The organism is Coleofasciculus sp. G2-EDA-02, from assembly GCF_040226375.1.
Lineage (GTDB): Bacteria > Cyanobacteriota > Cyanobacteriia > Cyanobacteriales > Coleofasciculaceae > Coleofasciculus.
The window spans coordinates 1-15918 of record NZ_JAVKEW010000257.1 but is presented as its reverse complement, the minus strand read 5'-3'; the positions used below and the strand labels follow the sequence as shown (position 1 = coordinate 15918).

The 15918-nt window shown below is 44.6% G+C and carries 12 protein-coding genes and 1 pseudogene; 6 read left to right on the top strand and 7 right to left on the bottom strand.

Annotated features, from left to right (window positions below; all coding sequences use genetic code 11):
• Nucleotides 1-539: 539 nt before the first annotated feature.
• Entirely contained in the window at nt 540-3959 is a 3420-nt protein-coding gene (locus tag RLO19_RS29655) for an ATP-binding protein (protein ID WP_446361178.1), read from the bottom strand.
• A gap of 317 nt (nt 3960-4276) precedes the next feature.
• Here RLO19_RS29655 and RLO19_RS29650 point away from each other — a divergent pair, with 317 nt between their 5' ends.
• The 3 genes from RLO19_RS29650 (at nt 4277) to kaiC (ending at nt 7441) form a co-directional block, all read left to right on the top strand.
• Nucleotides 4277-5194: a circadian clock protein KaiA gene (locus RLO19_RS29650; protein ID WP_446361176.1), complete on the top strand. Its 918-nt coding sequence runs from the start codon at nt 4277-4279 to the stop codon at nt 5192-5194.
• A gap of 279 nt (nt 5195-5473) precedes the next feature.
• The gene (gene kaiB / locus RLO19_RS29645) at nt 5474-5788 is read left to right on the top strand and encodes a circadian clock protein KaiB (protein ID WP_446334974.1); all 315 of its coding nucleotides are present in this window, start codon (nt 5474-5476) and stop codon (nt 5786-5788) included.
• A gap of 93 nt (nt 5789-5881) precedes the next feature.
• Complete coding sequence (gene kaiC / locus RLO19_RS29640) at nt 5882-7441, top strand: circadian clock protein KaiC (protein WP_446361174.1); 1560 nt, start codon at nt 5882-5884, stop codon at nt 7439-7441.
• Nucleotides 7442-7764: 323 nt separating this feature from the next.
• On the opposite strand, the gene RLO19_RS29635 is transcribed toward kaiC, so the two are convergent.
• Complete coding sequence (locus RLO19_RS29635) at nt 7765-8958, bottom strand: aminotransferase class V-fold PLP-dependent enzyme (RefSeq protein WP_446361172.1); 1194 nt, start codon at nt 8956-8958, stop codon at nt 7765-7767.
• A 624-nt stretch (nt 8959-9582) separates the two neighbouring features.
• On the opposite strand from RLO19_RS29635, the gene RLO19_RS29630 reads away from it, so the two are divergent.
• Together RLO19_RS29630 and RLO19_RS29625 are read left to right on the top strand one after the other, a co-directional pair.
• Nucleotides 9583-10155, top strand: coding sequence for a ferritin-like domain-containing protein (locus RLO19_RS29630; RefSeq protein WP_446361170.1), 573 nt, complete (start codon nt 9583-9585; stop codon nt 10153-10155).
• A 297-nt stretch (nt 10156-10452) separates the two neighbouring features.
• Nucleotides 10453-10767 (top strand): DUF1816 domain-containing protein, encoded by a 315-nt coding sequence (locus tag RLO19_RS29625; RefSeq protein ID WP_446361168.1) that lies wholly within the window; start codon nt 10453-10455, stop codon nt 10765-10767.
• Nucleotides 10768-10783: 16 nt separating this feature from the next.
• Here the strand turns inward: RLO19_RS29625 and RLO19_RS29620 are convergent, their stop codons facing one another.
• The 3 genes from RLO19_RS29620 to RLO19_RS29610 form a co-directional block, all read right to left on the bottom strand.
• Nucleotides 10784-11344, bottom strand: coding sequence for a Uma2 family endonuclease (locus tag RLO19_RS29620; RefSeq protein ID WP_446361166.1), 561 nt, complete (start codon nt 11342-11344; stop codon nt 10784-10786).
• A gap of 136 nt (nt 11345-11480) precedes the next feature.
• The gene (locus RLO19_RS29615; RefSeq protein ID WP_446361165.1) at nt 11481-12473 is read right to left on the bottom strand and encodes a pentapeptide repeat-containing protein; all 993 of its coding nucleotides are present in this window, start codon (nt 12471-12473) and stop codon (nt 11481-11483) included.
• The gene (locus tag RLO19_RS29610) at nt 12463-13554 is read right to left on the bottom strand and encodes a hypothetical protein (RefSeq protein ID WP_446361164.1); all 1092 of its coding nucleotides are present in this window, start codon (nt 13552-13554) and stop codon (nt 12463-12465) included. Before RLO19_RS29610 ends, RLO19_RS29615 begins: the two co-directional genes overlap by 11 nt.
• 569 nt (nt 13555-14123) lie before the next feature.
• Between RLO19_RS29610 and RLO19_RS29605 the strand changes: the two genes are divergently transcribed.
• Complete coding sequence (locus RLO19_RS29605; RefSeq protein WP_446334964.1) at nt 14124-14405, top strand: hypothetical protein; 282 nt, start codon at nt 14124-14126, stop codon at nt 14403-14405.
• Between the two features lie 253 nt (nt 14406-14658).
• Here the strand turns inward: RLO19_RS29605 and RLO19_RS29600 are convergent, their stop codons facing one another.
• Nucleotides 14659-15654, bottom strand: coding sequence for a hypothetical protein (locus RLO19_RS29600; RefSeq protein WP_446361163.1), 996 nt, complete (start codon nt 15652-15654; stop codon nt 14659-14661).
• Between the two features lie 139 nt (nt 15655-15793).
• Nucleotides 15794-15918, bottom strand: a pseudogene (locus tag RLO19_RS29595) (RNA-guided endonuclease InsQ/TnpB family protein); the annotation flags it as partial.

Sequence of the window (15918 nt, the reverse complement as noted above, 5' to 3'; positions counted from 1 at the left end):
GGTTGTGGCTTAAGTTGACACGGATGGTTTTACAGATAACATTTTGCCACAAACCAGTAACTTAACTAGGGCTTGCTGCACAACTCCCAAACCCTCAGCAGTGCTAGCTGAGAAATTGTCCACTCCCAAAGGCTAACCGTTCCCCAATCTTGGTTAAGTTAAACCCTTATGTCCTAGTCAATTCAGCAACTTGCCCTGTGTATTTTCTCCGGATGGAGTCAGCCGTCTATTGTTGAAGGTATCAGCAATGAAGGCATACTACCATGGAAAAAAATGATATTGGCGTCATCCTCATCGGACTTGCGATGATTACCGCGACTCTCGTCTATTTCGACAGAGCGTCAAATTTAGAGGTCAGAATTGGCAGCCACTCTTATCTAGGGATTCAGACTAAATTAATTGTTGATCGTTAATCGCTGATTCTTACTTGATATTTACTAAACTGATGTGCATTTAAATTGGATATTCCCTGTTGCCTGTTCCCTTTGAGGAATTTAGGTATCCTAATCTAAATCCTGAACAGCTTAGAACACTTTGCCCTAGCCGAGAACCTGATAAATTTGTTCTAACAATTGACTCATAGAATGGGAACGTCCGGGCAAAATTTTAGTCGCAACGCTTTGTAATTGCGACTCTAATTCCGTCGTTATCTGATCCGACTCAGAGACTCCAACATGGAGAGAAGAATCGGGCAATCGATGATCCAGCAAAAGAATCGGGGGTCGATTCGGTAGCTGACTCAGATCCCTTAATCCTTGAACCACGCCCGAATCATTCTCGATATCTTTGATCCGAATTAGCAATACATCAACCATTTGTTGTTGAAGTTGATGCCAGACATCTGACCAACAGTGGGAGAATAGGCTTCTAAATCCAGCCGCTTGGAGATATTGAATCAATGCCCGTAGCCAAGGTGTGTAAGGTGTGACGGGATTTGTGTTGAAGGCGTGATATTTGGGACTAACTCCTTGAGTGTCGCCAAGATCAAAAATGAGAATGCTAGACTTGCGACTCACTCCCGCCGCAATTTGAATCACTTGCAGCAATGTGGTAATTTTCTGTGGGTTATCCGGTGCTAAACAGGGATAGACAGAAAGTCCCATCGCTTGATTGGCAGCTTCTGTGGTTTGATGATCCAGAGTAATCAGGGGTAGATCCGCTAATGTGGGATATAACGAATAGGTTTTAAAGTAACCTGGGGGATCGTTAATCCCAGCCCCATCGAGCAAAACGATATCCGGATGCCAAACCCGCGCCAATAATTCTGCCTGTTCTAAATCATCGGCTTCCAATATGCGGTATTTCAAGTCTGAATGTTGGCAACTTAGTGCATCAGTTAACTGAGAAATTAGTTTTGACGATTCTGGGGGAACCTCGACTAACCCAGCACTCAGATAAAGCAACGTTAGTACCTGATTGGGGGAACGCTGGTGTTTACCCAAGCGAGTCAGGCTTTTCGCCAATGCTTCCCCTTGAACTGGTAAACTTAAGAAGCCATCCGCCTTATTTTTATAAGCCTGTTCTTTTTCAGCTTGGGTCGCTGTAACTAAGATAGGAATATGACAAGTTTGCGGATCAGACTTGAGCAATGTCAGTACATCCCAACCCGAAACTTGCGGGAGGAGGGGATTGAGTAAGATGATGCTTGGTTGTAAGCTACGAGCTTTTGAGAGTGCTTCAGGACCTGAGCGAGCATTGACCACCCAATAGCCTAGCTGTTTGAGCTGCACCGTCACGCTTTCTAGATAGCGGGGTACAGTTTCTACAATTAACACTAAACGATTACGATTGGGAAATGGAAAGTTGGCGTTCGCCTGTCCCCAGTCCTCAGTCTCTGCCAAATCCCTGCCAGACGGTGGACAGGGGGGAAGGAGCAGGGTAAACTCGCTACCGTTACCACTTTTAGAGATAAACGAGATATCTCCCCCATGTAAACGAGCCAAGCGTTGGGTTAAGACTAATCCTAAACCTGTCCCCTCAAATCGACGAGTGAGCGGTTCTTCTAATTGCTGGAATTTCTGGAAAATCAAGTGCTGCTTGTCTTCGGGAATACCAATTCCTGTGTCCCAGATGGTAAAGGCTATCCAGCCATCTTGATTGTTAACCTTTAAACCCACGGTGTTTTGGCTGTCGGTAAATTTGAGCGCATTGGATAGCAGGTGCGTCAGCATTTGCCGCAGCCGCAGTTCATCGGCAATGATGGTTTCTATACCGGGTTCAATCTCTAAAACAAAGGAGATGTCGGGTGTTGTGCCTTCTTGGGTTTGATCTTTGTCTGAGTAGACTTGGAGCGCTTGTTTATAGGCGCGATCGCACAGGCTTTGAATCTGCACTGGCTCTAAGGTCAGTTCGAGCTGACCTGTTTCCATGCGCGTTAGATCCAGAATATCATTGACCACCGCCATCAGTTGACGCCCATTCTGATAAATTAACCGAGCATAACGAGCTTGACGTTGATTTAGTTCTCCCAAGGATTGATCTTTGAGCAGAGTTGATAATCCTAAAACGGCAGTGAGTGGTGTCTTGAGTTCGTGGCTAATACAGGCTAAAAACTCATCTTTGAGGCGGTTGAGTTGGACTAAATCTGCATTTTTGGCAGTCAGTTCTTGAGCGACTTGCTGCTGATCTGTCGTGTCTTGCGCCATGACTAACCAAAGCTGTGAATTAGGGGGACTGAGGGTATTTTCCGCGATCGGGGAGTTGGCTGTGTCTGATTGTGTAGAAACGTGCCATGGTGAGTCTTTCCTTGGTAAATTTTTCCAGTTCTCCGTTGCCAATTCTGGAAACAACGATGGGGATAGAGGCATTTTTGTCAACGAAAACTGGCGATCCTGGATTGTTGTGGTTTCTCGCATTTCCCTATCTATTTGTGAGTCTTGAGGATATGGGGATGTCGCTGTAGACTCAAGTTCTGGATGTTGAGCATGGGTTGCCATGGGACGAGTGCGATCGCCTCCATAGTCACAACCTATCGCTCTAGGGGAGGTGAATATTGGCTGAGGTTCATAACCAACGCCCCAAGCCACTGGTTTCTCCCGATTGTTGAGTTCCATTGGGGTGGGCTTGGGATCGGCTACAGTTAATGGTTCTGTCACCTGAGGATTTGTCTGCCAATTGGCACAGTAGCGGGTTGACTCGGAGTGAGGGTTATAACTGAGGACGCCTACATTAGATGGTGATTCAACCGAGGTTGACTCTATCCCAGTTGGATAATCCCACCATAGCCCTATCTGCTGACGCCAAGCCAGATTTTCTGACAAGACTTGCCCGGTTGCAGTTTGTAAACTCAGGGGTAGTGGTAGTTGTTCGAGGAATTGGATTAATAGGGATTGGGGATTGGGGAACCCTTCGCGACTATCGAGGGAATGGGTTGTCGGGGCGGGTTTTAAAACTTCCTTTTGGCTATTGATGATAATGTTTGTGCAAAACCCGCCCTGACGTAGAGACGCGCCATGGCGCGTCTCTACATCCTCAGTCTGGGATTTAGGCGCTAAGAATTGCAATAATTGCCAGCTATTGAGCAGTCCCAAAAATCTGCCATTGGGTTCGACTAATGCCCATTGTCTGGAACCTTTAGGGTAGGGAATGTTGAATGTATCGAGTGGTGTGTCTGGTGTTCCCCCGTCTAAGTCAGGTAGAATAGTCCAGAATTGGCTGATTGTCAACGATGCTGGTAGAATCGCTAGGGGTTCAATTACAGAGGGTTCCAGTTCCGAGAGCGGTTGAGAGAAATCTTCAGTTGCTCTTTCTCCTAGAGTTGCTGCTGACCTCCCTCCGGTTAGGAGATGGGGAATAATCTTTCGCAGATTCACGACTCCCAGGGGATATTGCTGCTCACTGACTACCACAATCGAGTCACTCCCTGATGCGTGAAAAATTTCCAGTAAGGCAGTCAGATCAGTGGTTTGTGAACAAATCGGAACAGGAGCAGCACATTCTTTTAAACTGGGAGTTGACATGGATATGACCAATCTAGCTCAAATCAGGGGAAGCGGCTGGGTCGCAGGCTATCAATGTATATTAAGTTGCCCAAATGCCGAGTAGCGTCAGGAACTCTGACGCTGACCAACACAACCACAGCTCTAGTTCAATTATTGCTCTGGATGGGGGGGGGAAAGGACAAAGTGCTTACAATTACTTACAATTCTTAGAGTATTTAACTCAATGTTAATTAACTTTATAAAAAATTTGTTAAAATACTTTACAGTCGAGTGATTCAACTCGGCAATGGGTAAGGTTATTTTTCAACTCTATTGTCTATTGAAGTTCTATCGTTTTGCATCCTCAACTGTCGATTGGTATTTTTGTTCGTTCCCCAGCCCTGGCGCAGTCACTGAGCCAGGTTTTAAGTGGCGATCGCTATGTGTTATTGATCGCGAACTCAGAGGCTGAGTTTCTGGAGTTCGTTGAACAAAAACAGCAGCACATCGATTGTTTAGTGCTGCAAGAAGATGAATCCTTACCACCCGTTATTAATCAGTTGTACGAACAAGGAACCCTCCTTCCTCTGGTGATTTTACCCAAAGAATCAAAAGAGAACAACATGATTGTTGTCACAAATGGTCAGCCCACCCCCATTCAGACAACCGTTCATTTTACACCAGGGGAGGTGCATTATATGTTTCACGCCGCTGAAGTCCGACTCGATACTATCCAACTCTCTGAGATAGAACATTTAATAGAACAGGCAATTACCCAGTTTCTTTCTCTGTCTCCGAACTGCAACTTGCCCGATCTTCTGGCTAATGCGGATCAGAAAGCCGAGGAAAATCATCGGGGTTCTTTAATGAAACAGCAGTATCGGTTATCTGAAAAACTCAAAGAGCGACTGGGCTATCTCGGTGTGTACTATAAACGAAATCCTCAGTTTTTCTTTCGCTATTTACCGCAAAATGAAAGAACCAAGCTGATCGAACAACTTAAGAGGGATTATCGTCAGATTGTTTTAATGTACTTCAGTCAAGATACCACGATTAACCAGTTAATTGATAATTTTGTCAATGAAGCATTTTTTGCCGACATATCCGTTTCTAGAATTGTAGAAATTCACATGGATTTGATGGATGATTTTTCTCAACAACTCAAGCTAGAGGGTCGCAGTGAAGATATTCTCACAGACTATCGCCTAACGCTGATCGATGTGATTGCCCATTTAGGTGAAATGTATCGTCGCTCGATACCGAGAGAGTTATAATTGGGAGATGTAGCAATTCTCGGTTTTAGGGAATACAGTCCTAGGCTCCTCGTTCATGGCAACTTCACCAGGCAATGAACCATAAAGCATGGAGAGTGCTTGGAGTAAAGGAGTAGCACGAAAAAAAACAGATGCTTGTATTTCATCAAGAGTGAGAATCGCTATAATCTTGGCATTGGCAATTAGCTTCCGACCCATCCTGGTGAATGGTGAACGAATTTATTTCGGGTTACTTTTAAAGTTGCAACTATCCTTCGCTGATTACTAATGGCTAACCCTATGAGTCCCTTAAAAAAAACTTATGTCCTCAAGCTTTACGTGGCTGGGAATACTCCCCACTCAGTTACAGCATTGAAAACACTTAAAAATATCCTAGAACAAGAATTTCAAGGGGTTTACGCCCTGAAAGTAATTGATGTTCTCAAAAGTCCTCAACTTGCTGAGGAAGATAAAATTTTGGCAACTCCAACCCTAGCGAAAGTTTTACCCCCTCCAGTGCGAAAAATTATTGGGGATCTGTCCGATCGCGAAAAAGTTTTAATCGGATTGGATCTGCTTTATGAAGAAATTCGCGATGGAGAGATTGATTTTTAGGTAACGTTCAGATTTTATGGCATAATAGCAACTCCGAGATCTATTCTCAGATTACGGTGATTTTAGTTATATCTTTAAATTTGACGACAAAATATGAGTCCATTTAATCTAGATGAGCAAAGACCCGATGAATTTACCACAGCAGGAATCCATAAAATCCGGACGATGATTGAAGGGTTCGATGATATCAGCCATGGGGGGTTACCCGTGGGTCGAACCACACTGGTTAGTGGTACCTCTGGTACTGGCAAAACATTGTTCGCGGTTCAGTTCCTCTATAACGGGATCACTCAATTCGATGATCCGGGTGTCTTTGTTACCTTTGAAGAATCTCCCAACGATATTATTAAAAATTCCCATAGCTTAGGCTGGAATCTGCAAAAGCTAATTGATGAGGGCAAACTTTTTATTCTGGACGCCTCTCCTGATCCAGAAGGACAAGAAGTTGTGGGTAACTTTGATTTATCTGCTTTAATCGAGCGGATTCAATACGCAATTCGCAAGTACAAAGCCAAGCGCGTTTCCGTTGATTCCATCACCGCCATATTTCAACAATACGATGCCGCTTCAGTTGTGCGGCGAGAAATTTTTCGCTTAGTCGCTCGTCTCAAGCAAATTGGAGTGACGACAGTCATGACTACAGAGCGCATTGAAGAATATGGACCGGTTGCGCGGTTTGGCGTGGAAGAGTTTGTCTCGGATAATGTGGTAATTATTCGCAATGTTTTAGAAGGAGAACGCCGACGCCGCACCATTGAAATTCTCAAGCTACGGGGTACAACCCACATGAAAGGGGAATATCCCTTTACCCTAACTAATCAAGGATTTAACATCTTCCCCTTAGGCGCCATGCAATTGACGCAGCGTTCGTCCAATGTGCGGGTATCATCCGGAATTAAAACCCTGGATGATATGTGTGGCGGTGGCTTCTTTAAAGATTCCATTATCTTGGCAACGGGAGCCACAGGAACTGGAAAAACCTTATTAGTCAGTAAGTTTATTCAGGATGCTTGTTTACATGAGGAACGGGCGATACTTTTCGCCTACGAAGAATCCAGAGCGCAGCTCACACGAAACGGTTTATCCTGGGGAATCGATTTTGAGGAAATGGAGGAAAAAGGATTATTGAAAATTCTTTGTTCTTACCCCGAATCAGCCGGATTAGAAGATCACTTACAAATTATTCAATCCCAAATCCAGGAGTTCAAACCGTCTCGCATTGCCATTGATTCGCTTTCAGCGTTAGCGCGGGGGGTAAGCAATAATGCGTTCCGTCAGTTCGTGATTGGGGTGACCGGTTACGCCAAGCAAGAAGAAATTACGGGCTTTTTTACAAATACGACTGACCAATTTATGGGTTCTAATTCGATTACAGATTCCCATATTTCTACGATTACTGATACAATTTTAATGCTGCAATACGTAGAAATTAGGGGTCAAATGTCCCGGGCAATTAATGTCTTTAAAATGCGTGGTTCTTGGCACGATACCGGAATCCGGGAGTACACAATTAGCAAAGGTGGGGCAGACATTAAGGATTCATTCCGCAATTACGAGCGAATCATCAGTGGTTCTCCGAGTCGGATTACTGTTGACGAAAAGAGTGAACTCTCGCGGATTGTGCAAGGTGTGCGACAAAAGTCAACAGAATAGTGTTCATTTGTGATTTGTCAGGATTTGGTATTAGGGCGGGTTTTGTTGAGATGTTATCACTGAGATTCCAATTGAATAAGGGCGGGTTTTGTTGAGATGTTATCACTGAGATTCCAATTGAATTAGGGCGGGTTTTGTTGAGATGTTATCACTGAGATTCCAATTGAATTAGGGCGGGTTTTGTTGAGATGTTATCACTGAGATTCCAATTGAATAAGGGCGGGTTTTGTTGAGATGTTATCACTGAGATTCCAATTGTGTGGCTAAACCCGCCCCTACACCCGCCCCTACACCCGCCCCTACACCCGCCCCTACACCCGCCCCTACAATTGACTTATGATCGCGTCCATTAACTGGTCAATTTCTTCATTGTCTGTAAAGTAATGAACACAGGCGCGAATGCAGTCGGGATCACGAAGTGTCCGAAGCAGGAAACCCTTTTGGTCCAATTGTTGGACGAGTTGGGAAGAAGGTGTGCTATTGGTTAAAACAAAGGAAACTAGACCGGCTTGGGGGGGAGAGGTCAATAAGCAACGAACCGAGTTTAACTCAGATAAACGTTGCCAAAGATACTGACTGCGCTGACAAATTTCTTCGTAGCGGCTTTGATCCGTTCCCCATTGCTGATGAGTCGCGATCGCCTCTCGAAGTCCGACGTAGAGAGGATAGGCGGAGGTAGCGACTTCAAAGCGCTCTCCATCAGGTTTCCAACCGATGGGTTTACCCGTTTTGTCCTGGACAATACCACGCCAACCAATAAACGTGGGACGCAGGTGTTCTAAAACATCAGGGCGCACGTACAAACCCCCAACCCCTGCAGGTCCACACCACCATTTGTGACCCGTAAATGCATAAAAGTCTACCCCAAGTTCACTTAAGTTTAAGGGTAAGGAACCGACGGATTGAGCCGCATCGACTAAAATTCTGATCGGGGCGTTTTCTGTCACTGCATCACGACAGGTTTCCACAATGTCCTTTAAGGGCAAAACTTGACCCGTATTCCAGAGGATATGACTGAGAACGACTAACCGGGTACGGGGTGTCAGGTGTTGTTGAATCACGGCGGTGGGATCACCTTGATCCAGCGTCGCCATAATTGGACAGGTGGACACCTCTACACCAAATCGCCGTCCAATCTCTTGCGCTATCGCCACAATACCGGGATGTTCACAATCCGTGAGCAGGATGCGATCGCCAACTTGCCAGTCTATTCCCCAGAAAGCAATATTACAGCCTGCGGTCACGTTTTCCGTGAGGGTAATAGTTTCTGGAGGCGTTCTCAACTCAGACGCGATCGCGTCTCGGGTTTGCTGGGTTTGTTCCACCCGCCACTCATTGACCTTACCGGAAAACGGTCCATGATGCTGAGTATACTCATAAGCCTGTTGAATCGCGGTTAACGACCTTGAGGGGAGAGTCCCTTGACCGCCAAAGTTGAAATAAGCTTTGTTGGCTAAAGCCGGAAACTGCTGTCGATGGTGTTGCAGATGAGTTGATGCACCAGAGATGTCTGTCATCTTAAATTTGCTGCTGGATACCTCGTCCATACTATGTATGGGTTCCGGAGGAAAGCCAGACCTCCTAACTAAATTTACGGAAAAGTCGGTGATGGATATAGTCTTACTACCATCCTCCCTTCTGGGAACTCCATTGGCAAGTTTTTTCTGTCCTTCTTAATGCATCATTATAACCCCAATTTTGTCAAACCGATAAGCATATATTCAGACCATTAATAAAGCCCGCTTAAGTTCACCGAAAAATTATCAACAGTATCGACTGCGTGAACTGATTGAGATCTATCCCCTTGAATGGGGAAACATGGCAAATGTTTGCTAACGTAGGGGCGGGTTTTATGATTAACGTTTCTTACCTCACAAAAGATGCAAGTAAACCCGCCCCTATCAAGTGCAATAATTTTGAATTAACTCCCCCATCTTCCCCATTGCTCAAGGAAAGCTATACTGTACACTTGCTTGGCTTATAAAAAAGATAACTCTCCCCTAAGACAGAAGCGCTTTTCCGGCTCTTTGTTTAAAGTTAAGTTCAGTAAAGATTTGGGTCACTCAATTAGCTCCGAGAGCCAACGACAAGTCGTTGGTGAATTGGTGAGTACCCCTTGATAATGAGAAGGATGAACACCTATGACAGCCACACAAACAAACAATAAACTTTATGATATCGATCAGATTCGCCAGCAGGCGCGTCAATCTATTGAAGAGGGAGCCGTTACTGAAGATTATCCCCTAGACCGCGAACAAGCTTGTCAGTTCCTCAACGAAGCGCTAGCCACGGAAATTTTATGTGTAATGCGCTACCGTCACCATCAGGTTATTGCTAAGGGAATTAATTATCCTCAAGTTGCTGCGGAGTTTGCTGAACACGCCGAGCAAGAACAAGAACATACGATGATGCTCGCCGAGCGTATTGATCAGCTTGGGGGTGATCCCGATTTTAATCCAGCGACAATCATGGAGCGCTCATCGACTGAGTATGGTAGCACGGGTGCAAATATTGAGTTGACTCAATTGATCAAAGAAGATTTAGTCGCCGAGCGGATTGCGATTGAAGTTTACCGCAAGTTAGTCGGCTTTTTTGGTCATGCTGATCCCACAACTCGTCATATACTCGAAGAAATTCTACAAGACGAAGAAGATCACGCTAGTGAACTTGCCGATCTGCTAGCGGCTATCGATCCTAGAACTAAACCTAGCTAATCAATTAGTTCTGTCGGGCGTGCGATCGCGTAACTTCAGGTAAAATGTATCCCGTGCTACCAAAACACAAATTGGGTGCGGGATTTTTGCGTGATGTCTAAAATAATATTTGTATTCAGCATTACAGGCTAACTTAAGTCAATACTCATTCTTTAGATAGAAGACATTGCGTTATAGACATTGATAATGTTAAAGTTTGGAAACTCCAAACCTCTAGGGTATCTATAGCAACATTGAGGAATGTCATCCATGACGAGCAGGGTGTCAACAGATCCAGTAACGGACTTACCAAAAAAGATGACTGGTTTTTGGAAAAAACAGCAAAATACCTTTCTTGCTTCCTTAGAACGCTTGGGTTTGGCGTGGTGGCTGAAAATTGTCACAGATAACCCCCACTGCACCTACTACTTTGGACCTTTTGGCAGTGGCAAACAAGCCAAACTTTACCAATCAGGGTATATCGAGGATTTAAAAGAAGAAGGCTGTGAAATTAGAACAATTGAACTGAAGCAAGGTCAACCCAAATTACTGACCATTACTGAAAATGAACCCGCCGATAATTTTAAATCCGGTATTTTTGATTTTGTGTATAATTCAAAACGATTTTCTTAGTCCGATTCCTGAAAAATTAGTTAAAGAGTTCTCCCACTATACAGCTAAACCCAGGCAAAAGCGGAGTTGTAAGTACATCTTGAGCAAACAATGTTACTACTAGCTTCAGCATCGCCTGTTCGCGCCGATAAACTTTAATCTCTTGCTTCTGGCGATCTAAAATCCAATATTCTTGCACTCCCTGTGTGGAATAAAGTTTGAGCTTTAACTCTAAATCCCGTTGTCTATCTTTACTCCCTTTAGATAGCACCTCAACAACCAACTCAGGCGCAGCGGTTAAGTGTCCCGACTCATCTAAGTATTCCTCTAATTGCTGATTACTTGCCCAAACTACATCAGGGATGACGCTATCGGTTGTTGAGAAGATAATACCAGGAGCGATCGCGGATCTACCATTACCTGTCTGACGCGACCAAGTCTGTAACTGAGCATACACATTTCCGGTAACCTCCTGATGCTTCCAATGAGGCGCTCTCGTCACAATCAATTCTCCATCAATGATTTCATAACGTTTTCCGTCTTCTGGAAAGAGTTCTAAATCACCAACAGTCCAACGAACTTGTTCTGTAGTTATCATAGGCGATCGCGATGACCTAAAAACAGGTGCTGTCTCCATCTTAACTTGAATGTCACTGACTTAAGCAAAGTATCGCCAACTCAGACGCCAGCCAATAAATTTCCGCGTCAAAGCTCAAGTAAGAATGGAGCTGATATCACTCATGAATCCTACCATCGGGCATTGTCGCCCCCTGCAAATTTGCCCCGATTAAATTAGTAGTACTCAATTCTGCCCGTGTCAGATTAGCATTGCTCAAATTAGCCCCCATTAGGTTTGTTCTTGCCAAATATGCCTCAATCAAATCCGACTCACTCAAATTCGCTTCCCGTAAATTTGTCCGACTCAAATCCGCCCGATTCAATCGCGCAAAACTCAGATTTCCCCGACTCACTTGGGCTTTACTCAACTTTACATCTGGCATCACCGCGCCCTGTAAATTCACGCCCGTTAAATCTGCTTCACTCAAAATCGCCCGTTCCAATTTCACATTCTTCAGAATAGCGCCGCGCAAATTCGCGCCCATCAAATTCACTTCCGTCAAAAATGCCGAACTCAAATTAGCGCCACTCAAATCTGCCCCCCGCAAATCAGCTTCCCGCAAATTTGTTTCCCTTAAATTGGCACCACTTAAGTTAACTTTCAACAAATCTGCTCCCCGTAAATCTGCCCCTTGTAAATCGACGTTCTGCAAGATTGCCCCCCGCAGCTTAGCGGTATACATACGCTTCTCTTCTCGCAAATTAGCCCCGCGCAAACAGGCACCGGTTAAATCCGCCCCACTTAAATTTGCCCCCCGCAAATCAGCATCCATTAAATTTGCATCGAGCAAACTGGCTAATGTCAGATTGGCGCTTCTTAAGTCAGCACTTTGTAAACTTGCCCCATGTAAATCGGCATTACTTAAATTAACACCACTCAGCCAAGCCTGATTTAAATTTGCGCCACTTAACCGCGTCCCCACTAAATTTGCTTTCCTTAAATTAGCGCGACTCAGGTAGGCAAAAATTAGCGTAGCGCCATGTAAATCAGCACCACTGAGAACAATACCAATTAAGTCCGCCCCAAACAAATTGACCCCACTGAGACTGACACCACTAAACTTCGTTTCTCCCGCTTCATAGCGCTGTAGGAGTTCCTTAACGTTCATAGAATAGTTTCATCGATTGTACGATCGCGCCAGCGGCTTGAGTGTTTTCATCGGAGTCCTCAAGGGCTTGTGCTGTATGATAAAGCTTGGCTTCGAGTTCCTCAAGTGTGGGACAATTAGAAAACAGTTCAAACAACAAATCGTCCAGGGGCTTGGCTTTCATTAATAACCAATCATGTTGAGTTTTCTGAACGGGGCGATAGAGTGCCGAAAAAATTAATAATTTTGCCCGCAATGGAGTCGTATATTTCATTACATTCAGACGTAAATCAAAGGGATCATAAGGGTAGGTTTGTGAAGTTAAATCCTGAGTGGCGTTTTGCCCAATTTCCTGACCTTTAACAAGTGAGAATTGAGGATTGGGGATTGGGGATTGGAGATTAGGGAATTCTCTCTGGTTGTCTTTATCTTCCCCTTTTCGCGTCCCTGTATTGACTTGTGGGGACAATTTTGTCGGTGGTGGCGCTGGCGGCTGCGATCGCACCGCTTTAGCTGATTTGACAGTGGTGATTTCTGAATCATCAGTATAGAGTTTTTGCAGCGCCTTTAAAATCGTTTTTGCCACGACAATATATTCCGCCTGTCGGTTGAGCGTTTGCACTTGCTGCTTGAGTGCTGCACTCAGTTTTTCGAGGCTGGGGTAAGATTCTTTTAGGTCTTGAATTAAATCTGCCAAGTTCAATTGTTCTAGAACCTGTGACTCTGTTTCCCACCGATTTTTGCAGACATAAACCATGAGTTTTTTGAGCCGCAGGATATTACTATCTTTTTCCAATTCCCTGGCGATTTCTGAGACTATCCATGGCGGCTGATTTGAAGCTTGAGGCTGGGATTTTACGGCTACGACTTGAGTTAAATCGTCGGGTTCACTATAGAGGGGTTCTAATTGATGAATAATCGTATCAGCCACTAGTAAATATTCCGCTTGGCGGTTCAACGTTTCAGCAAAGCTATAAAGCGTTGAACGAAGCTGATCTAGACCGAAATGCGAGGCGCGAAGTTGTTGGATTAAATCGGAGAATTCATACTGGTTCAGAATTGCTAGCTCGTTTTCCCACTGATTTTGGCAGGTATAAACCATTAATTTTTTAATCCGTGTTGAATTGTCGTGGGTTTCCAAATTTTTAACAATTCTATCTAAACTTAATAACCCTGGCATTAATCTGAATGATGAATTGTGAAATTATCGCTTTTATAGAGAAATAATCCGCCGCGTTTTGTTCGTGAGTCGGACGCTTTGAACATTGGTACGTTTTTAGAATTATTAGCACATATTATTCTATTTGTCAATAGTTTTGTCCAAAGGGGTTTCCAACTCTACTAACTCTATGATATCAAGACTGTCATTTGTCATTCGTCATTTGTCATACTCGCTTTCATCAAGAAGCAAGCTATGTAAGTTCTCTCCCCTGCTCCCCCTGCAAGGGCGGGTTTATTTAAGTTATCAGTTGTTGCCATAAGTTATCTGTAAAACCCGCCCCTACATCCTCTGCTTCCTCTGCTCCCCCTGCTAAGAGACTTGCCATGGCACGTCTGGAACAGACTCCCCCATCTCCCCTATAAATCATCCTGATCAACTGGCACACTCTAAGAAAATTATAAATACTGACCCCTTATCGACGAGTCGTAATCGACTCACTCTAAATCACTATGTTATTTACTCGTCAACAACTCAAAGCCAAAAAACGCAATGCCAAACGGCTCAGTCAATTACTCCAAGAGGCTAGAAGAGAACTTGAACACAATATTATCATGTTGGAGGACACGGTTTTCGACCAAGGTAGTTGGCAACTGTCTGATATTTTACCCTCTCAAAATGCTCATTCGGTGATCGGCGAAATTCTCGCGATCGCGGATGCCTGGGAACAACTCAACCATTTTGAAATTGAGGAAAAGTTAGATCATATCGAGGGTAAATTCTATCAAAACTAAAGCATTCTGTTTAATTGACTCTATAATCAATTTATCCCACAATTTTGGGTTGTGGGATTTTGCCTTAACTATCAACAAACACTAGGCTTACAATTACTCCCTTCCCGGTAGAAGATTACCTATTTTTCTCTTCCCCTGCTCTCCTAGAAGGGCGGGTTTAATGTAGGGGCGGGTTTTACTACTATCATTCAGGGTTGCACCCAGATATGACTCGCGCCCGCCCGACTGTATTTGTCTGCCTATAGAAGAAGCATTATCGAGAATCCATCGTCATTTGCACAGACGAACTCATCCGCATCAGCGTTTCTTGTTCGCTCTCTGGTTCCGTAACTAGAAACTCCATAGTAGAGAGAGTAGACATCATTCCTTTTAAAGGCATGATCTGATCAAATCCAATCGTTATTGTTCCAGCGCTTTGCATGGAAAAAGACTGAACTTGAAAATTCACACCGGGAGGCGCTCCAGGAAGATTCATTTGGCTCGCTTCTTGAGGACTCGATTGCTGTTGCATACTCATCTTCAGTGTGACTTGATCATCCTCAATGCTTTCCACCTCATATAAGACTTGGATCTGATCCAATGGCAACCCAGGAACGGGTATAGCCATAGATACTTGCCAGGTTGCTCCCACTCCTACCGTTGTTTCGGGAAAAGGTGTTGCTGATAATTGCTCTAAGGAATTCAACATTTGCTGTAGCAATTGTTGGAGGTTTGGATCAAGATCCTCGGGTACAGATACGTTTACATCTTTGGTAATTCCCTGCTGATCGATCACAAAGGTAATCGTTAAATCCTGGAGGGGTTGCAGTTGCGATCGCAGCGTTTGAATCAGTTCCGGCGGAGCCGTTGTATCCGAGACTACATCCACATCCGTGTAAGCGACTTTAATCTGAGCATCCCCATTCGCCTCAACCTGAGTCACCTCTGACTCAATGGTCATCTGTATAGCAGGCATATTGATATTCGGCATCATCTGACCATCCACCGTCCCCGTCATGTCCATATTCATGGTTAAGACGGTGGTTTGTTTGGTATTGGGGGCGGGTTGAAATCGTAAACTTCGCCGGGGTTGAGCGCCTGGATCAAGCAGAACTATTGTTGATTTCGCTTCAGCCGCAGGTTCACTCCCCTCGGGCAGGGTTTGGGGAGTAACTAATGGCGTTTGAGCATTGACCGAGGGAGATGGCGGCGTTATCCCCCATCCGGCAATCAGTAACACAACAGCACTCAGGAGAATGGGTTTCTTCATCAGGCTATTTTAAAATTCAGATTCTCCTTTCAATCTAGCTCACAAATGATAGCCATCTTCCGGTAAAGGGACATAACCAACAGAACGAACCACCTCATTTGAACACAGGGTACTGTTTAATCATTTGACACTCCCCGCCCTATAAGAGCGGGGATTCTTCCGTCATAGGGATTCCAGTGAATTTACCCTCAGAAAGCATCTTGACCGTGTGTCCCACGGCTGCAAGTCCACGAATACAGACTACTTGAGCGGCTGCAACGTCTC